Raw genomic sequence first — 18,970 nt, forward strand, 5'->3', positions numbered from 1 at the left:
TCTATTTTTAATAAACTTAGCTGATACTAGCGATATTAAAAATACTAGTCAAATAACGAGTTTTATCTAAGGAAAGCCTTTTTGTTGTGTGTTTTATTTGCTTTACCACTAAACTTACTTGTTTTTTCGATTGGTCATTTAAATGTTGTTGGTGTTAAAAAATAAAGGCTATTTATGTGTGCCTTTACTCTAAAGGCTCCATATTGCTCAAATACAATAATAAGGAGTAGCAAAATGTTGGCTTTTTGGGGTGGATGCACCATTCTGGTGTTGTTAGCGCTAATCATGACAAAACGCATGTCAGTTGTGGTGGCATTGGTATTGGTACCTATCGTATTTGGCTTGTTAGCTGGTTTGGGACCGGAGCTTGGGGGCTATATTTATGCTGGCCTCAAGAGTGTTGCGCCCACCGGAATCATGCTGACCTTTGCCATTTTATACTTTTCTGTGATGAATGATGCTGGGATGTTCGATCCTATGATCAAAGGCATTATTAAGTTTGGGGGGCAAGATCCAACAAAGGTTGCGGTCGGCACGGCATTGATTGCTATGTTGGCCCATCTGGATGGCTCCGGTGCATCGACCTTTCTGATATGTATTCCTGCGATGATTCCCATTTATGATCGTCTTGGTATGGACCGAAAAATTCTTGCTTGTATTGCGGCTTTAGGGGCTGGCACCATGAATATTATGCCGTGGGGTGGCCCAACATTGCGAGCAGCGACGTCTCTAAATGTCGATATTTCAACATTATTTAACCCTCTTATTCCGGCGCTTGGCGCGGGGATATTAACTGTGATTGTGCTGGCTTTTTGGTTGGGTAAAAAAGAAAAAGCTCGCTTGTCTGCAGCAGAGACGATGGCAGGAGGCGACTTAGTGGACAATACCCAATATGAGGGGATTGATGATCAAGAAGATGAGGAAAAGGCCAGACTAAAGCGCCCTAAATTATTTCTATTTAACCTACTTTTGACGGTAGTGGTTTTGGTGGTGCTTGTGACAAAGAGTTTGCCGCTGCCTATTGTGTTTGTCATTGCGTTACCAATCGCGCTTTTGGTGAATTATCCCAATGTTAAGTTGCAGCAAGCACGCATTACCGCTCATGGACACGCAGCGATCTTGATGGTATCGATCATTTTTTCGGCTGGGGTATTTACCGGTATTTTGAAAGGGTCTGGCATGATCAAGGCGCTAGCAACTTCATTAGTGTCTTTTGTCCCCGAAAGTTTAGGTGCGCATTTTCCTGTGTTAACCGCGCTTACCGCCATGCCTGCAAGCTTGTTATTTGATCCGGACTCTTATTACTTTGGTGTATTGCCTGTATTAGCTCATGCCTCTGAAGCCTTAGGTGGGAGTGGTATTGAAGTCGCGCGAGGTGCATTGCTGGGTCAAATGACAACCGGCTTTCCAGTGAGCCCTTTAACGGCATCCACCTTTTTGTTAATTGGCTTGGCTGGTGTTGATCTTGCTGATCATCAAAAGAAAACAATTCCATTAGCATTTTTAGTGACTTTGGTTATGACGTTCGTTGCAGTACTGACAGGGGCATTAACCCTGTAGCTCTGAATAAGAATGTCTAATTTCCACGGAAAAGCTTTCTCATTATTATTGGATAACAGAAGAGTGTGTCATGAAGAAAATCAGAATAGGTTCCGGTGCAGGTTATGCAGGCGACCGAATTGAGCCTGCGGTCGAGTTGGCTCAAAAAGGTGGGTTGGACTATTTGGTATTTGAATGCCTTGCCGAGCGCACTATTGCGATTGGGCAAAAACAAAAAAGACAAAACTCAGAAAAAGGCTATAACGAGCTATTAGAAAAACGAATGCGGGCCGTATTGATGAACTGTTATCAAAATGATATTCGCATTCTCACCAACATGGGGGCAGCTAATCCGCTTTCAGCTGGACGAGCTGTTCAGCGTATTGCAAAAGAGTTTGGTCTGCATTCGTTTAAAGTCGCAGTAGTAACGGGGGATGACGTACTGAGCAAGTTACAAGCGCTTGATTTAACACTCGATGAAGCGCGTCTACCCATTTCAAAATTTGATAAAGACATTGTATCTTCCAATGCTTACATTGGTGTCGAAGGTTTGGTGAAAGCACTAGAAAGTGGTGCCAATATGGTGATAGCAGGACGAGTCGCGGATCCTTCTTTATTTCTTGCTCCAATGATACATGAGTTCGGTTGGTCGCTTGATGATTGGACAAAAATGGGGCGTGGTACTTGTATTGGTCATTTACTTGAATGTGCAGGGCAAATTACCGGTGGCTACTTTTCGGATCCTGGTGTGAAAGATGTGGCGAATTTGGCGCGTTTAGGATTTCCAATTGCCGAAGTAGACGAAGAAGGAAATGCCATCATTACTAAGGTGGAAGGCTCTGGCGGAACCGTCCGTGAAGCGACGTGTAAAGAACAATTGCTTTATGAAATTCATCGTCCTGATCAATATATAACTCCAGATGTTGTGGCGGATTTTAGTCAGGTGACATTTCAGCAAATGGACATTGATAGAGTAGCGGTAAAAGGAGCAATGGGAACGGCTCGAACCGATTCTCTAAAAGTGTCTGTGGGCTACACAGATGGCTTTATTGGCGAAGGTGAAATTTCTTATGCTGGGGTCAATTCGGCTGTTCGTGGACAGCTTGCTTTGGATATAGTGAAAGAGCGTTTTGCTATATGTGGCTTTAAGCCCCTTGAAGCCCGTTATGATCTCATCGGTGTGAATGCTTTACATGGTGCTAAACATTCGACGGAGAATAATCCTTATGAAGTGCGGGCTCGCGTGGCTGTGCGGTGTACAACCCGTGAAGAGGCTTTAACCGTTGGTGACGAAGTAGAGACACTCTATACCAATGGGCCTGCGGGTGGCGGTGGTGTTATGAAAAGCGTGAAAGAGGTATTAGCAATGGATTCGACATTGATCCCGCGTGACCAAATACAAGTCGTCGTGACGGTTTTGGAGGATTAAACTATGAAATTACATGAAATTGCGCACTCTCGTACTGGCGATAAAGGCAACATTTCTAATATCTCTGTGATCGCTTACGATATGGAAAACTATCATCAAATAAAACAATCTGTCACAGCTGAGCGGGTCAAACATTGTTTTTCGGGGATTGTAGAGGGAGACGTTGTTCGTTATGAATTACCCTCTATTGGTGCCCTTAATTTTGTGATGTATCAGGCCCTTGGTGGAGGCGTTACTCGTTCTCTTGCTCTGGACATACATGGCAAAAGCCTCAGTTCTGCCTTATTAGATCTGGATATCGAGTAATGTTGAATTGCGACTTGATAGCTCTTGCTTGTCGTGTTGTAGTATTCTGATTGTAACAAGAGTATTGCTAGTAGAGCGCTTACTGTCATCTTGTCTTTTTATTTGTGTGGCGTTAAGAGGTAGAGGTGAGTGTGAAACCCGAGATCAACCCTAATAAAATTGTTGTCTTTACTGGTGCAGGAATAAGCGCGGAAAGTGGCTTGCAAACCTTTCGTGATTCAAATGGGCTTTGGAATAACGTTGACGTTGCTGATGTTGCAACGCCCGAGGCGTGGGAGGCGAATCCGCAATTTGTATTAGACTTTTACAACACAAGAAGAAAGGAAGCTTTTGAGGCCTCGCCCAATCCTGCCCATTATGCCGTGGCAAAGCTTGAAGAAAAATATGAGGTCGTTGTGATTACTCAAAATGTCGACGATCTCCACGAACGCGCTGGCTCTAGTAAAGTAATCCATGTTCATGGATTACTTAAAAACGCTCGAAGCAGCGTCAATGATGCCTTGCTCTATCTTTATGACCAAGGCAAGCCCATACAAATGGGTGATCTATGCGAAGAGGGGAGTCAACTTAGACCGGATATTGTTTGGTTCGGAGAACAAATTCACCATTATGAAACAGCGAGAAAGCAACTTGTTGCGGCGGGAAAAGTGCTTGTAGTGGGAACCTCTCTGTCCGTCTTCCCCGCTGCGGATATCCTGAAAAAAGCACGATACAACGCTGAGAAAATCATTGTGACCAAGCAAATTGATAAAAGACCAGCGGGCTTTAAACTGTTGAGGGGAAACGCTAGCTCACTGATTCCTTCCATTGTTGACGATTGGCTCCATGGTCGTTCAGTTAGCTAAGTTTCTTCTTCCTTTACCCCCATCAACCATCGAATTTTATTGACACAACGATCATAAAAATCACATAGTTCAGGATTTTAGGTGTTACTTGGGAAAAGTGATAGCCCTTCAAAAGGACAATGTTATTTCTCATTTGTGGTTTCCAGTACCTAATTGAGTTGAACATTCGATTTTCTAGTATTTCATAAAGAGTTGATTAAATAGGTAATTCTACGAGATCAAGCTGACGCTACAAAAAAAAAGAATAGTAGATTAAAAATTCATAAAGTGATGCGGATCGATAAAATGAGGATGTTAGACTAAAAGTTTAAAGGGTCGTTTATTTGACACTCTAGCTTGAACATGAGTTTGATTAAGTTGTAGACGGGTCAAAGGAATATGACTCTAGTTTAGCAATGTTAGCAGCATCAATTGCCAAACAATTTTAATAATATACGGACAAGGATGAGTTAATATGAATATTAAAAAATTGCTAGGGTTTTCAACGGTTTTAATACTCTCAAGTATGAGTTTTAATACCTATGCTAGTTCTGTATACGTGAACTTTAATACCAAATATCAAGAAATTGACGGTTTTGGAGGAATGAATGCCCCTGGGTGGGTTAACGATTTAACGACGGCACAGGCGAACAAGGCATTTGGTAACGGTAACGGGCAAATTGGTTTATCCATCATGCGTATGCGAATTGCTCCTGATTCTAATCAGTGGTACAAGCAAGTACCTATAGCCAAAATTGCTTATTCGAATGGGGTCAAATTATTGGCAACACCTTGGTCCCCACCGGCTTACATGAAAACCAATAACAATGTAAACAATGGAGGTAAACTGGAACCCCAACATTATTGGGGGTATACCGATCACCTGATGGATTTTACCAAATATATGCGACAGAATAATGCGCCTATTTATGCATTATCTATCCAAAATGAGCCTGACTGGCATCCTAACTATGAGTCTTGCGACTGGTCTGGCTCAGACTTTGTCAATTACTTAAATAGCCAAGGCTCGCGACTGGATCCATCGCTAAAGATTGTAGCGCCTGAATCATTGGGCTTTAATTTTTCACTTTCCGATGCCATTTTAAACAACCCAACCGCAAGCAGACATGTGGATATTATTGGTGGTCACTTATACGGAGTGAAGCCGAAAAACTATCCGCTAGCATTGCAAAAAGGCAAAAAGCTTTGGATGACGGAGCACTATACTGATACCGATAATGCGAATGACTGGAACAAAGCCATGGATGTGGGTCTTGAACTGCACCAGAGTATGGTGGCGAACTACAGTGCCTATATTTGGTGGTATGTCCGCCGTAGTTATGGCTTATTAACTGAAGATGGTAATGTTAGTAAGCGTGGTTATGTGATGTCTCAGTATTCCAAATTTATTCGTCCAGGCTTTGTTCGTATTGGTGCGACGGAAATGCCAGAGAGCAATGTGTATGTTACCGCGTATAAGAATAATTCTGGGAAATTGGTTGTTGCTGTTGTTAACCGCTCAGGTTCTCAAAAACGTCTAGACTTTACGTTACAAAACGGCTCAGTAGGCTCGATGACTAAGTATGTGAGTTCCTCATCTAAAAATGTTACTTATGGTGGTAAGTACCAGGTAAATAATAACCGCTTTACTGCTTATGCCGATGCATGGTCGGTCATGACGTTCGTGTCTGAATAATATTGGGATACTTAGGTTTATAAAGGCGACTCCTTGGTCGCCTTTTAACAATCAAATTACTCACGTATTTACGTTGGTGTGTCACCGCGTTTTACTTGCATACGACGTAAAAACTCCGACATGATGTGCATGTACAGTTCATTACCAAGGTATTTATCTTCTACCCCACGGTCGATGCTTGGGTTGTCGTTGACTTCAATGACGTAGCCTCGGCCGTTTATTTCTTTTACGTCCACGCCGTATAGGCCATCACCAATAGGTTTAGTCGCAGCAATAGCAGCTTGTAATACGCGGCGCGGCACTTCAAATGTCGGCAGGGTGTCGAAACCACCGCTTTCGCTGGCACTGTCACTGTGTTGGTAAATCTGCCAGTGGTCTTTCACCATGTAGTAACGACAGGCAAAGATTGGTTTGTTGTTGAGTACACCAATACGCCAGTCGAATTCAGTATATAGGTATTCTTGTACCAATAACAAAGACGATTTTTTGAATAAAGTATTCAGGCTTTCGGTCAAGGCTTTGCGGTTTTCTGTTTTGATTACGCCTTTAGAAAAGGCACCATCTGGGATTTTTACCACCATTGGGTAACTGATCACGGCTTCCAATGCGTCCTCTACATTGCTCTCTCCCTTATGTACAATGCGTGTTTTTGGGCATGGTACTTTATGGGTGTTGAACAAGTCAGCCAAGTAGACTTTGTTGGTACAACGCATGATAGATTGTGGGTCGTCCATAACGACCAAGCCCAACCCCTCGGCTTTTTTCGCAAAGCGGTAGGTGTGGTGGTCGATGTTGGTGGTTTCGCGAATGAATAAACCATCGTATTCAGGCAGGCGCATAATGTCTTTTGGACCAATAGTATCCACGTGGATTCCCAATTGCTTACCCGCTTGGATGAATTTTTTAATCGCTTGGCCGTCGCTCGGTGGAAGTTTTTCTTCTGGGTTCAGCAAAATCGCCATATCAAATTTAGCGGCACGTTGAATGCGACCCTTGCTCCATACTTTATTGCTGAAGGCTTCTAGAGATTCAGCGAATAGGGTTTCTTCCTCGTCGTTTAATTTACTTTGTGAGGTGGTTTGCAGTGCGGTGACTTGCCACTCTTTACGAAATTTTAAGGTGACTTCGAGTACAGGGCTTGGGAAACTTTCGAACAGTTTACGAGCAAACTCTTTCATTTCTGGATGAATAGTGCGGCCAAACACACAGTGGAGCTTCATATCCATTGGGGCGTCTGGCTTGGCGAGTTTTTTCGCTAACAAGGGCAACCATTGAGAAATCTCTAACTCATAGAGATCTTTTTTACTCAGGTCATTTAGTACACGGACAGATGGCATTACGTGATGACCACGGCTTTCTGCCAATAAGGAGCAGTAATAGCCATCTGATAGATATTTACTGCTTTTACATAGGTTGATAATGCGCGTGCGACCTTGGCTTTTGTTGTTGGCCAAGTTTAGGTATTGAGTGAAGGTGATCACTCGATCACTGGGTAAAAACGCGGACCAATCTTTGGCCTGATCAACAACAATGTATGTCTGTGACATATGTTCTGCTTTTCCTTATGGTGGCATCGGTAGTGTGCATTACGCTGCTTGGATGTCATTGTTTAAAAAAGGGTTGAAAAATATTCTGAATTTGTGCGGATAGTGCGCTTTATTTTCGGTTTTAACAATAGACTAAAATGAAGAATAAAATGTTTTTTTTGCAAGTTTTTAAGCTATCTTTTAAATAGATTTGGCCCTAGAATTCGCGCAAATCTTTCTCGTGTTTTTGTGTGTCTCACCGCCTTTGTTTTGGTGAAAACACTAGAGAAACGAGCCCACCACCTTTTGTCTTTTCTAAGGCGACACATGACAAACATCACGACATTGACTCATTCCTTTGCTATCACTTCGGACGATATTCGTTTAGCAACCTTGGATGACCTGAAATCACTTTTGCTACTTGAGGAGCGCTCTTTCTCTGGGGACCGTTTGAGTCGACGTAGCTTTCGTCGTGCTATGACAGGTTCAGGATCTGCACTACTAGTTGCCGTATCTGATCAGACGTTATTAGGGTATGCCTTATTACATCTTCGACAAGGTACGCATTTGGCGCGTTTGTACTCTTTGGCTGTATCACCAGAGGCGCGAGGTCTTGGGGTGGGCAAGCTATTGATACAAGCTTGTGAGAAGAAGGCCGTCAAAAAGGGAAAATTGCTGCTACGCTTAGAAGTGAGCGATGTGAATCATAATGCGATTGGTTTATATCAAAAAATGGGGTACCGAGAATTTGGTCATTACGATGCGTACTATGAAGATCAGACAGATGCGATTCGTATGCAAAAGCGTCTTCGCCATGCGGGAGATGAGCAAACGACACGGGCGATTCCTTGGCTAGCGCAAGGCACGCCCTTTACTTGTGGTCCAGCCTCGTTGCAGATGGTGTTGTCTGCTTTGCATCCAAGTTATCAAGCGACGCCAGATGATGAGTTGGAAATCTGGCGAGAAGCGACAACGATATTTATGACATCGGGTCATGGCGGGTGTCATCCTATGGGATTGGCGCTAGCAGCCGAGAAACGAGGCTTGACTGCCAATATTTGGTTGAGTGAAGACGGGCCGCTATTTGTTGACAGTGTACGGGATGAGCTTAAGAAAAGTGTCATCACGCGAGTGCATCAAGGTTTTGTAAAGCAATGCGATGAGGCGAGTGTACCAATACATTATGTTGTGATGCCGTTAGCTCAGTTGATTGAAGCGTTTGATTCAGGAGCGCTTGCAATCATCCTGATTAGTACTTTTCGCATGGATGGCAAAAAATCGCCCCATTGGGTGGTGATGTCTGGTTACGATGAGCACTGTGTTCTCGTGCATGACCCAGACTTAGAGGATGATAAAAAATTATCAGACGATCCGCCAAGCCCATTGGATTGTCAATATGTACCCATTGCTCGGGATGAGTTTGAAAAGATGTCTCGTTTTGGTCGGAGTCGATTACAGGCGACAGTTGTGTTGACGAAAAGAATTTAATCTCGATAGAAAAAATTGCGTTCGTAGGTGAAGAGTAACAAGTTGTATAGGAATATTTTGTAAATTTACTAATTGCTGATTTATCGTCCCTGCATTAATCTATAAAAAATTATTATATGGAATGGGTGATGACAAAAAGTGACGTCAAAGAAGAATCAAAAATCATAAAGAATAATGACTTAGATGACGAACCTTTTTTTTCGCAATTGCTAACCTATCTGCCGATGGGCGGCATGGTAGTGAATACAGATTCTGTTATTCTCTTAGCCAATGAGACTTTATCTGACATATTAGGCTATTCAATAGATGAGCTTGTTGGTATGGATGTTGATTTGTTACTACCTAGTCATTTTCAGTCCAATCATAAAAAGCTTATGCAAGGCTTTTTCAAGTATCCTCACAAACGCAAAATGGGCAAAGGGCAAGCTCTTTTTGCACGCTGTAAAGACGGCAAGCACATTCCAATAGAAATTGGTTTAAATCCGATCGAACAGAAAGGCCAAACCTTTGTTTTAGCGACTTTGATCGATCTTTCCATGCGAGATCGTGCGAGAAATATGTTTCAACGATCCATTGAAGATGCGCCTCACGGTGTGCTGGTTGTGGATTCTGATGGGAGGATTCGTTTAACCAATAGCATATTGTGTCAATGTTTTGGCTATACCTCGGATGAGTTGTTGGATCAACCTTTGGCGATGTTGCTGCCAAGTCGCTATCGAAAAAATCATGATCATTTGCGTCGGTCCTTTCATCAAAACCCCATGCCTCGAATGATGGGGGTGGGACGAGATTTGACGGCTTTACATAAAGATGGCCGTGAGTTTCCTGTGGAAATAGGGCTCAGTCCCTTTAAAGACGAAGATAATAATGACATGGTGTTAGTGTCTCTATTGGATATCACACAGCGTAAACGTATGGAGCAAAAGCTGCGGGAAACCAATACCAATTTAGAAGAGTTTACCTATGTTGCGTCCCATGACTTGCGTTCGCCGTTGCGGGGGATTGCGGATTTATTAGAGTGGATTAAAGAAGATCTTGGTCCTGATGCACTTCCAGATGTCACCCATAACCTCAACCGAATCGATATTCGCATTAAGCGGATGGAACAACTCATCGACAATTTATTGACCTACGCACGAGCTGGAAAAGTTGAGTCTAATGTCCAAGAAATCGAAATAAATACACTGCTTGATAATATCGTCGAGTTATTAGAGGTGCCTGAAGGAATTAAAGTAATACGAGATGTCCAGTTTGAGCGTTTTACGTCGGTATGGACTCCGCTGGAAACGGTGATGCGTAATTTAATCAGTAACGCCATTAAACATCATGACCGGGAGTCGGGCACGATTGTCGTGTGTTGCACGGTTGAAAATAGTTTTTGTCATTTTAGTGTTTGTGATGATGGACCTGGTGTGCCAGAGGCGGCGTACCAACGTATTTTTCGATTATTCCAAACGGTGACATCCAGTGAGCGCAGTGGAACGGGCATCGGCCTTTCTGTTAGTCGACGCTTGGTTGAAACACACGGTGGACGTATTAGTGTTGAGAAAAACGAACATCAACGCGGTGTCACCTTCCATGTTTGGTGGCCGCGATTTTTAAGGAAAGATACCCATGAGTAAAAAATTAAGTGTTCTTATTGTCGAAGATGATGATGTGTCAGCAGAGTCGATCACCCGTAGTCTGAGAAAAGTTGCACCGGACATCGAGATTATTCATGCGGAAGAGGGTAAAACAGCCATAGAAATACTTGAAAAAACACACCCAGATAAGGTCATAAAGTCACCTTTTTTGGTGTTGTTGGATTTAAATATGCCGGTTATGAATGGCTTTGAGTTTTTAGAGTACATTCGTGATAGTAAAAACTTGCAAGACACTGTCATTTTTATTTTGACGACATCGAATGATGACACTGACCGTTCTCGAGCTTATGCAAACAATGTTGCTGGGTATATGGTTAAGTCTGAAGTTGGCCCGCAATTTGCGAAATTGACCACTTTGTTAAGTGCGTATCGAAGCGCTGTTGAACTGAATAGTTGAGGAAGGGCGCATGGATGTTTCAATCCCTCCTGAGGCTGATATGCTAAGGCTGCTGATTGTTGATGACGATGATGTAGACCGTGAGCGCTTACGTAGGATGCTGGCCAAATCTGACATCGAAACGCTTGTCTCTGAGGCGTCTTCTTTAGAAGACTCCATGAATTTTTTGAAAGGCGGTGAGTTTGACTGTGTCATTGTTGATTACCGCTTAGGGATAAATTCAGGGCTCACTTTGCTTAATAGTATCCGTACCACATTGGAAAATCGATGTGCGGTTATTATGGTTACTGGGTTGGGTGATGAAGAAGTTGCGGCAGAAGCCATGCGTTTAGGGGCGAGTGATTATTTATTGAAGAGCCAATTGCAAAGCCCTCAACTGATACGTGCTGTCATTAGTTCTGTGCATCGAGCAGAGTTGGAAAAGAAACTTCATGATATGGCGCATTATGATAGTTTAACGGGATTAGCGAGCCGACCACTCCTACTTAAGCAGTTACAAACGGCAATTGTTGACGAAGAACCCTCCGCAGTAGCCTTTCTCGACTTAGATAATTTTAAACCAGTGAATGATAACTACGGCCATGATACTGGCGACTTCGTTCTCATTACGATTGCCGATCGACTGAAGCAAATAGTAAGAAAAAATGACACCTTGTCGCGTATTGGTGGTGATGAATTTGTGCTGTTATTACGTGGTGTGGCGAGTGAAGAGCAGTGTATTGAATTTCTTAACCTGCTACTTGAGGTTGTGAACAAGCCTATTGAGCTTGCAGAATTTGAAAGCTTTGTGCAGGTGTCGGCAAGTATTGGTGTTACCTTAGTTGCCAATGACAGTTTAGATGCCGATACGGTTGTTCGTCGAGCAGATCAAACCATGTATCAAGCGAAAAACTTAGGCAGAAATAATATTGTCTTTTTTGATCCGGAAGAAGAGCGTCGTTTACATGAGCGAAGGGCCATTTTACAGGCGGCTGAGCGTGGTATTGTTCGTCATGAATTTGAACTTCATTACCAACCACAGGTTGATATGGTAAATCACCGTCTAAAAGGCGTTGAAGCACTTATTCGTTGGAATCATCCAAACAATGGTCTTTTGTACCCTGGAGACTTCGCAGAAGCTTTGGAGCATCCAACTACAGGGATTGTCATAGGGGGGTGGGTATTGGAAGAAGCATTGCGACAGCTCGCTATTTGGGGCAGAGATGACCTTGTTGTCAGTGTCAATATTGCCCCAGCCCATTTACTTAGTAGCGGGTTTGTTCAGCAGCTTGATCAGCTGCTGCAAAATATGCCCAACATTAGCCCAAAGTTATTAGAGATTGAAATTTTAGAAACCGTTTCAATGGCGGATATACACAGAGCTGTTGAGGTGGTAAAAGCCTGTTGTGAACTGGGGGTTCGAGTCGCATTAGACGATTTTGGAACAGGGTACTCTTCCCTTAATTATCTGAAAAAACTACCTCTGAATACATTAAAAATTGATAAAAGCTTTATCCAGAACATACTATCCAATCAGGATGATAGGGCGATTGTTGCTTGCGTTGCTGAGCTTAGCCAAGCATTCAAATACGATTTAATCGCGGAAGGCGTTGAGTCATTTGATCATATGCAATCGCTGATTGAGATAGGTTGTCACTTAGGGCAAGGGTATTATATTGCTAGGCCTATGTCCGCTGATAAAATGACGCAATGGATTGATGAATACAATAAAGGCCCTAAGCTGCAATAACGATTCGTTTTCTAAAAGTATTTTTCCTACTTCGATAAAGTTACCTCGCCCCGTGTTCGGTAAGGGGCTGTGTTTGTCCCCTGTTTACGCCTCTTATTTTTCTAACGATGGCATATTTCTACAGCCTTATAAATCTTAACTCTTGATAGTCTTAAATTATAGATAAGATGTAAAAAAGCTATTTGCAACGCTTGACTCACGAAGAAATTGGTGAGATAACGAAACCGTTTTGTTGTATTTCGAAAATAATATTGTAAAAAATCGAAAATTCGTTGTATAACGAAAATAAATCATTAAATATCGAAACAAGAAAAGACAGTGAATGACTCGCGGCAGTCAAAATAATAATAAAATACAGGGGATAACTAAGATGAGAGAGTTAGCTAAGCCTACCTTGATGGGGGAGTGTATTGCGGAGGTAATAGGTACTGGTTTATTTATGTTTATCGGTACGGCCTGTGTGGCCGCTTTGGTCACGACGGGAGCCCAATTTGGGCAGTGGGAGATTAGTATTATCTGGGGGCTTGCGGTGGCCATTGCCATCTACGCCGTTGGCGGTGTATCTGGTGCGCACATTAACCCAGCTGTTACTTTAGCGCTTGCAACCTTTATGGGATTTGAGTGGCGTAAAGTACCTTTCTTTATCATTGCTCAGTTTATCGGTTCCGCGCTTGGGGCAAGTTTAACGTATTTCCTTTATGGTCCAGTGATTGCTGAATGGGAGCTGGCCCACCATGTAGTACGAGGGACGGCCTCGGGTTTGCAAACTGCTGGCATATTTACCACATTCGCCAATGCAAATATCAGTTATTTTCATGCCATGCTAGTCGAAATGAGTATTACCGCGTTATTAATGTACTGCGTTTTGGCTCTTACCGATGATAAAAATGGCGGGTCTAAGGGTATCCTAGCAGGGCTTTTCATTGGTATCGTTGTCGCCATTATTGGTGCATCTGTTGGACCGTTAACAGGGTTTGCTATGAACCCAGCTCGTGACTTCGCTCCGCGTCTTATGATTGATATGCTGGGGTGGGGGAATGTGGTGATGACAGGCGGTCGTCACATGTTATACGCATGGGTACCGATTGTTGGCCCTATTCTAGGTGCACAATTGGGCGCGTTTATTTATACAAGATTCGTGAGCCCTTCGTTGCCAGCGAATATAGAAGAGAAAATCGAATTAGAACAGACTGTTTCAGTGGCGTCATCAGCAAGAAAATAAAACATAACAATAAGGAGAATAATAATGTCAGAGCAAGCAAAAAATAAAAACTACATTGTCGCCCTAGATCAGGGGACCACCTCTTCCCGTGCTATTATTTTCGATCAACATGCTCATATTGTGGCGGTATCGCAACGGGAGTTTAGTCAATATTTCCCTCAATCTGGTTGGGTCGAGCACGATCCAATGGAAATCTGGTCTAGCCAAAGTTCTGTACTAGCGGAAGTATTGGCAAAAAGCGGTATTCAGCCTGATCAACTTTCTGCGATTGGTATTACTAACCAGCGTGAAACGACGGTAGTGTGGGATAAAAATACCGGACGCCCTGTTTATAATGCGATTGTGTGGCAATGCCGTCGTACCGCTGATATTTGTGACGATCTCAGAGCTCGCGGCTTGGAAGACTACGTTCGTGAAAACACCGGATTGGTCATAGATGCTTATTTTTCTGGTACGAAAGTAAAATGGATTCTCGATAACGTTGATGGTGCTCGCGAAAAAGCTGAGAACGGAGAATTATTGTTTGGTACCGTGGATTCTTGGCTGATTTGGAATATGACGCGAGGAAAAGTACATGTAACAGACTATACCAACGCCTCTCGTACCATGTTATTCAATATCAAAACGTTGGAGTGGGATAAGCGAATGCTAGAAGAGTTGGGCATTCCTGAATCCATGTTGCCAGAAGTGAAAGGTTCCAGCGAAATTTATGGCGATACAAATATTGGCGGTAAAGATGGCACTCGTGTGCCAATTGCAGGGATTGCAGGGGATCAGCAATCTGCCTTGTTTGGTCAGCTTTGTATCAAAGAAGGCATGGCGAAAAATACTTATGGCACTGGCTGTTTCTTGTTGATGAACACGGGAACCAAGCCCGTACTATCTCGACATGGCTTGATCACCACCTTGGCGGTTGGTGCCAAAGGCGAAGTGAATTACGCGTTAGAAGGCTCGGTCTTCATGGGCGGCGCGACGATTCAATGGCTGCGTGATGAGCTGGGTATTATTCGTGATGCGCAAGATACCGATTATTTCGCAGCAAAAGTGGAAGACAGTAATGGAGTATACCTAGTACCAGCTTTTGTCGGTATGGGAGCTCCGTATTGGGATCCCCATGCGCGAGGCATCATGGTAGGCTTAACTCGTGGAGCAAACCGCAACCATATTATTCGTGCTGCTCTTGAGTCAGTAGCGTTCCAAAGTCGTGATTTAGTGGATGCAATGAAACAGGATTCAGGTATGGAACTGGCCACATTGAAAGTCGATGGTGGCGCGGTTGCAAACGATTTCTTAATGCAATTCCAAGCGGACATTGTTGGCACCAAAGTGGAACGTCCTAAATTGACGGAAACAACGGCTCTTGGTGCTGCGTTATTGGCAGGCCTAGCAGTGGGGTTCTGGGAGTCCATTGACGAAATTCAAGAAAATTACGAAATTGATCATACCTTTGAGCCTGCCATGGCGGAAGAAGAGCGTGCTAAGCGCTACAAAGGTTGGCAAAAAGCGGTCTCTCGCTCACTAAAATGGGCTGAAGAAGACGAGGAATAAGTTTAGCTCTTATCCCGATTTACCAAGAAATCTCAAAGCGAGTGTGTTAATGCATACTCGCTTTTTTATTGGTTGTTTTTGGTTAGTTAACGACGTTAGGTAAAGTACTTTCTTTCTCTTTTATCCTAACGTATTGGGAGAAAGGCTGTTTACGGCGTTAATCGCTACGAAATGAAATGCCTGCACAAAAATCCAAGTCATTCTTGCTATTAGCTGGCATGATAATGCTCTCAAAGAATCAATCAAGGAGTAGTTCAATGAAGGTCGCGTTTACCAGTGATAATATTGCCGGTGCCTCTGAGTCGGTTTTTCAAGCCATTATAGAGGCTTCTCAAGGGGATGCTATGCCTTACGGGAATGATGAGAGTACTGCGCTGGTGACTCATAAGTTGTCTGAATTGTTTGAGTGTGAGGTTGAGGTTTTTTTAGTGTCTACTGGTACGGCGGCAAATGTGTTGAGTATCAGTGCGTTGACGCCACCTTGGGGGAGTGTCTTGTGCCATAAAGAAAGCCATCTATTGCAAGATGAAAATACCGCTCCGGAGTTTTATGCTGGTGGTGCGCGCTTTGTTGGTATTGAGGGTGAAAACGCTAAAATTGATCCAGAGTGGTTAAAAAAGGCGGTGACTCAGAAGATCGGCGATGTGCATTCTTGCCAGCCTGCAGCAGTGAGTATTTCCCAAGTGACTGAGGTGGGGAGTGTTTATTCATTAGAAGAGATTCGCGCTGTAACCAGTGTAGCAAAAGAGGCAGGGTTACCAGTTCACATGGATGGTGCACGGTTTGCTAATGCGCTGGTGTCATTGGGCTGTACTCCCGCGCAAATGACATGGAAAGCGGGAGTGGATATTGTCTCGTTTGGCGCGACGAAGAATGGCACCATGGCGTCGGAAGCTATTGTGGTATTTAAGCAACCCCTTGAAGAGAAAGGGTTGTCTTTTGATAGGGTTGTGAAGGAATTGGCTTTTCGTCGTAAGCGCGGTGGACATTTGCATTCGAAAATGCGCTTATTATCGGCCCAGATGATTGCCTATCTGACAGACGATTTATGGCTAACCAATGCCTCTCACGCGAATGCGATGATGGCGCATTTGCAAGAAGGGCTAAAATCCATACCGGGTGTAAAAATAAACACGCCTGCTCAGGCGAATATGTTGTTTTGCACCTTGCCTTTGCCCATGATTGATCACTTGCATTCTGAAGGTTTTGCTTTTTATGGTGGGCGTTGGGAAGAAGGTGTGGTTCGCTTAGTGACGTCTTTTAGAACCCCAAAAGAAGGTGTTGACGCGTTCATTCATGCTGCCAAGTCCTTTGCTGAGCGCACAGTATAATCATTGTTTGTTAACCATTGTTTATGCGCCGTAGCGATAACGCGATGGCGCAATTTGATAAGCCTTTTTAAAGGCACGGTGAAAGTGACTTTGATCATAAAAGCCGACATTGGCAGCAATGTCGGTCAGGCTGTTTTTCGTGTCTTTTAACTGAGTGCAAGCACGTTCCAGTCTTAGTCTTAGTAGCCAAGCATGTGGTGCTAGACCTGTTCGTTTCTGAAAGTGCCTTATAAATTGGAAACGAGTGAGACCCGTTAAATGGGCTAGTTCATCCAAAGTGATTTTTTGTTCGAGATGACTGTCGCAGTAGTCCCGTAATTGACCTAGTTGCTGATCGCTTAATCCCCAGTGCGACTCCTGTTTGGGTGTTTTATCGAGCAATGTGAAGAGTTCTGCTAATACGTTGGTCCACAAGCTATCTTTGTATAGTTGGCTTGCTTGACTATCGGGCTTTAGTTCGTGACTGAGCTTACTAAAAGCCTGAGCAAGCGTCCTATGATGAATAACGGCAGGAGCAAAGCTTTCAATACTCGGTGTTAATGAATCTGGGTGTCTGTCTAACAAGGCCGTTTTCAATAAAGTGGGCGGAACTCGAAAGGTAGTAAGCTGATGTAACTCATTGCCAACACCGCGTCCATCGTGAACTTCTCCCGGTGGCATAAAGCAAATGTGCTGTTGTGAAAAATCCATCGACTGACCTTTATGCGTTTGGCGAAACACGCCATTTGTTATTAAGCCAATATGAAAATCAAGATGGAAGTGGGGCTGGAAATCCAACAAGCTAAGGGAAGCTTCGCTGATGACTAAGCCCTGAAAATCTTCAATATGTTGATATCGGATCGAACTCTTAGAGGTCATAAAGAGGCTCTTTTGTTGTCTGAACATCGTGTATTCATATAGCAGTCATCGTTTTACTGTTAAATATGCTTTTATTAATGACTTTGCTTATAAAACAGGCCTACTATGGTAACGATGAATGGGACATTTTGCTTGTATTTTTGTGCACTGTTCTTTGGGTTGCTGTCTCTAATGTAGTTGGTTTTTAGGTAACCAGAACGAGATAAGGCTGGTAAGGGCGAGAAAACCAAAGGACACCCAAAGACAAGGAATAATGCCATCATATTGGTACACCCAACCGGATAAAACGGTTCCAATGAGTCTTCCCATCGCATTGGCCATGTAATAGAAGCCCACATCTAATGATATGCCATCTTCACTGGCGTAGTGAACGATTAAGTAGCTGTGTAATGACGAATTAATCGCGAATATAACACCAAATAAGATGAGCCCACCTAATAATATCTCTAGTGTCTGATCAAAGTTTTGCATGCCGATGGCAATTGCGGCAGGCGTTAGGGTTAATAATATCGCCCAAAATCTGGCTTGACTGCCACTTGGCGTGTGGTTCTGCTTTTTGCCTGTGAGATGAGGGGCAAGGCCTTGTACGAGGCCATAACCGATTACCCACAGAGCAAGAAAGCTGCCGACACGCCAGTGATCCCAATGGAACTGACTGGTTAAATAGACGGGGATGGCAACGACGAACCAGACATCTCTAGCGCCGAACAAAAACAGTCGGGCAGCCGATAAAATATTGATTTCTCTGCTTTTGGAGAACATTTGCGAGAACTTGGGCTTGTTTTTCGCTTTGCCTAAATCCTCTTTGAGTAGGTACAAACTGGCAAGCCACACGATGCCAAGACCAATCACCATGCTTAAAATAGCATGATGAAAACCAATGACACTGAGTAAGAACCCCCCTAGAAAAAAGCCCACCCCCTTAAGTGCATTTTTTGAACCTGTTAATAGCGCAACCCATTTGTATAAAGTGCTATTGGCGTTTTTAGGAACAAGTGTTTTTATGGCACTTTTCGCGCTCATTTTGTTGAGGTCTTTTGCGATGCCAGATAACGCTTGTGCAGTCATGACCCAAGGAATGGATAAATAGCTTGTTGGCAATAAGAGCATACTAAGGGCGACAACCTGCATGAAAAGGCCAATGTTCATGGTGCGGTTGAGTCCCCATTTTGCTCCAAGCCAGCCACCAAATAGATTGGTTAGCACCCCAAAGAACTCGTAAAAGAGGAAGAGCAGGGCAATGTCCAGGGCGCCGTAACCCAGTTGATAAAAGTAGAGGACAACCAGCATGCGCAATGCGCCGTCGGTTAGGGTGAAACTCCAGTAATTTCCCGTGACGATCAGGTACTGACGAACGCTTTTTGGTAATTGTGATAGCATGGTTGTTTTACTTTCTTCTCTGACTATTCGAAACGATAGGTCATTTGCTCAGTG

The 18,970-nt window shown here is 43.6% G+C and carries 15 protein-coding genes; 12 read left to right on the forward strand and 3 right to left on the reverse strand.

The genetic code is table 11. The annotated features are described in order from the left end of the window. Window positions 1–234 precede the first annotated feature (234 nt). The 5 genes from MSP8886_RS11120 to MSP8886_RS11140 all read left to right on the forward strand — a co-directional run bounded on the left by MSP8886_RS11120 (window position 235) and on the right by MSP8886_RS11140 (window position 5,794). On the forward strand, window positions 235–1,560 hold the full coding sequence (locus MSP8886_RS11120) for a CitMHS family transporter (protein WP_067016394.1): 1,326 nt from the start codon (window positions 235–237) through the stop codon (window positions 1,558–1,560). 70 nt (window positions 1,561–1,630) lie between these two features. After that, a complete protein-coding gene (locus MSP8886_RS11125; protein WP_067016396.1) occupies window positions 1,631–2,968 on the forward strand; it encodes an acyclic terpene utilization AtuA family protein in 1,338 nt (445 codons plus the stop codon). A 3-nt stretch (window positions 2,969–2,971) separates the two neighbouring features. Then, the gene (locus MSP8886_RS11130; protein WP_067016398.1) at window positions 2,972–3,274 is read left to right on the forward strand and encodes an AtuA-related protein; all 303 of its coding nucleotides are present in this window, start codon (window positions 2,972–2,974) and stop codon (window positions 3,272–3,274) included. 125 nt (window positions 3,275–3,399) lie between these two features. Then, on the forward strand, window positions 3,400–4,119 hold the full coding sequence (locus tag MSP8886_RS11135; protein ID WP_245659083.1) for an SIR2 family NAD-dependent protein deacylase: 720 nt from the start codon (window positions 3,400–3,402) through the stop codon (window positions 4,117–4,119). A gap of 454 nt (window positions 4,120–4,573) precedes the next feature. Then, entirely contained in the window at window positions 4,574–5,794 is a 1,221-nt protein-coding gene (locus MSP8886_RS11140) for a glycoside hydrolase family 30 beta sandwich domain-containing protein (RefSeq protein WP_217491343.1), read from the forward strand. A gap of 68 nt (window positions 5,795–5,862) precedes the next feature. Here MSP8886_RS11140 and MSP8886_RS11145 read toward each other — a convergent pair whose 3' ends face one another. After that, window positions 5,863–7,341 (reverse strand): RimK family ATP-grasp domain-containing protein, encoded by a 1,479-nt coding sequence (locus MSP8886_RS11145; protein WP_067016399.1) that lies wholly within the window; start codon window positions 7,339–7,341, stop codon window positions 5,863–5,865. Between the two features lie 306 nt (window positions 7,342–7,647). Here MSP8886_RS11145 and MSP8886_RS11150 point away from each other — a divergent pair, with 306 nt between their 5' ends. From MSP8886_RS11150 to MSP8886_RS11180, 7 genes are all read left to right on the forward strand, one after another. After that, the gene (locus MSP8886_RS11150) at window positions 7,648–8,808 is read left to right on the forward strand and encodes a GNAT family N-acetyltransferase/peptidase C39 family protein (RefSeq protein WP_067016401.1); all 1,161 of its coding nucleotides are present in this window, start codon (window positions 7,648–7,650) and stop codon (window positions 8,806–8,808) included. Between the two features lie 128 nt (window positions 8,809–8,936). Beyond that, complete coding sequence (locus MSP8886_RS11155; RefSeq protein ID WP_067016402.1) at window positions 8,937–10,430, forward strand: PAS domain-containing sensor histidine kinase; 1,494 nt, start codon at window positions 8,937–8,939, stop codon at window positions 10,428–10,430. Continuing rightward, the gene (locus MSP8886_RS11160; protein ID WP_067016404.1) at window positions 10,423–10,848 is read left to right on the forward strand and encodes a response regulator; all 426 of its coding nucleotides are present in this window, start codon (window positions 10,423–10,425) and stop codon (window positions 10,846–10,848) included. The genes MSP8886_RS11155 and MSP8886_RS11160 overlap by 8 nt, the downstream gene beginning before the upstream one ends. A 10-nt stretch (window positions 10,849–10,858) precedes the next feature. After that, complete coding sequence (locus tag MSP8886_RS11165) at window positions 10,859–12,577, forward strand: putative bifunctional diguanylate cyclase/phosphodiesterase (protein WP_067016406.1); 1,719 nt, start codon at window positions 10,859–10,861, stop codon at window positions 12,575–12,577. Between the two features lie 370 nt (window positions 12,578–12,947). Next, window positions 12,948–13,799 carry an MIP/aquaporin family protein gene (locus MSP8886_RS11170; protein ID WP_067016408.1) on the forward strand — a complete coding sequence of 284 codons (852 nt, stop codon included), beginning with the start codon at window positions 12,948–12,950 and terminating at the stop codon, window positions 13,797–13,799. A gap of 24 nt (window positions 13,800–13,823) precedes the next feature. Further along, entirely contained in the window at window positions 13,824–15,347 is a 1,524-nt protein-coding gene (glpK, locus tag MSP8886_RS11175; protein ID WP_067016410.1) for a glycerol kinase GlpK, read from the forward strand. Window positions 15,348–15,604: 257 nt separating this feature from the next. Continuing rightward, window positions 15,605–16,678 (forward strand): threonine aldolase family protein, encoded by a 1,074-nt coding sequence (locus MSP8886_RS11180; RefSeq protein ID WP_067016412.1) that lies wholly within the window; start codon window positions 15,605–15,607, stop codon window positions 16,676–16,678. A gap of 21 nt (window positions 16,679–16,699) precedes the next feature. On the opposite strand, the gene MSP8886_RS11185 is transcribed toward MSP8886_RS11180, so the two are convergent. Beyond that, window positions 16,700–17,536: an AraC family transcriptional regulator gene (locus MSP8886_RS11185; protein ID WP_067016414.1), complete on the reverse strand. Its 837-nt coding sequence runs from the start codon at window positions 17,534–17,536 to the stop codon at window positions 16,700–16,702. 168 nt (window positions 17,537–17,704) lie between these two features. Continuing rightward, entirely contained in the window at window positions 17,705–18,916 is a 1,212-nt protein-coding gene (gene arsJ, locus MSP8886_RS11190) for an organoarsenical effux MFS transporter ArsJ (protein WP_067016416.1), read from the reverse strand. Window positions 18,917–18,970 lie beyond the last annotated feature (54 nt).

Source organism: Marinomonas spartinae (assembly GCF_900089775.1).
GTDB classification, from domain to species: Bacteria; Pseudomonadota; Gammaproteobacteria; order Pseudomonadales; family Marinomonadaceae; genus Marinomonas; species Marinomonas spartinae.

Coding starts and splice junctions, on each gene's coding strand:
- MSP8886_RS11125 (WP_067016396.1), top strand. CDS start 1,631: ATGAAGAAAATCAGAATAGGTTCCGGTGCAGGTTATGCAGGCGACCGA.
- MSP8886_RS11145 (WP_067016399.1), bottom strand. CDS start 7,341: ATGTCACAGACATACATTGTTGTTGATCAGGCCAAAGATTGGTCCGCG.
- MSP8886_RS11130 (WP_067016398.1), top strand. CDS start 2,972: ATGAAATTACATGAAATTGCGCACTCTCGTACTGGCGATAAAGGCAAC.
- glpK (WP_067016410.1), top strand. CDS start 13,824: ATGTCAGAGCAAGCAAAAAATAAAAACTACATTGTCGCCCTAGATCAG.
- MSP8886_RS11165 (WP_067016406.1), top strand. CDS start 10,859: ATGGATGTTTCAATCCCTCCTGAGGCTGATATGCTAAGGCTGCTGATT.
- MSP8886_RS11155 (WP_067016402.1), top strand. CDS start 8,937: ATGACAAAAAGTGACGTCAAAGAAGAATCAAAAATCATAAAGAATAAT.
- MSP8886_RS11185 (WP_067016414.1), bottom strand. CDS start 17,536: ATGACCTCTAAGAGTTCGATCCGATATCAACATATTGAAGATTTTCAG.
- MSP8886_RS11120 (WP_067016394.1), top strand. CDS start 235: ATGTTGGCTTTTTGGGGTGGATGCACCATTCTGGTGTTGTTAGCGCTA.
- MSP8886_RS11160 (WP_067016404.1), top strand. CDS start 10,423: ATGAGTAAAAAATTAAGTGTTCTTATTGTCGAAGATGATGATGTGTCA.
- MSP8886_RS11180 (WP_067016412.1), top strand. CDS start 15,605: ATGAAGGTCGCGTTTACCAGTGATAATATTGCCGGTGCCTCTGAGTCG.
- MSP8886_RS11140 (WP_217491343.1), top strand. CDS start 4,574: ATGAATATTAAAAAATTGCTAGGGTTTTCAACGGTTTTAATACTCTCA.
- arsJ (WP_067016416.1), bottom strand. CDS start 18,916: ATGCTATCACAATTACCAAAAAGCGTTCGTCAGTACCTGATCGTCACG.
- MSP8886_RS11170 (WP_067016408.1), top strand. CDS start 12,948: ATGAGAGAGTTAGCTAAGCCTACCTTGATGGGGGAGTGTATTGCGGAG.
- MSP8886_RS11150 (WP_067016401.1), top strand. CDS start 7,648: ATGACAAACATCACGACATTGACTCATTCCTTTGCTATCACTTCGGAC.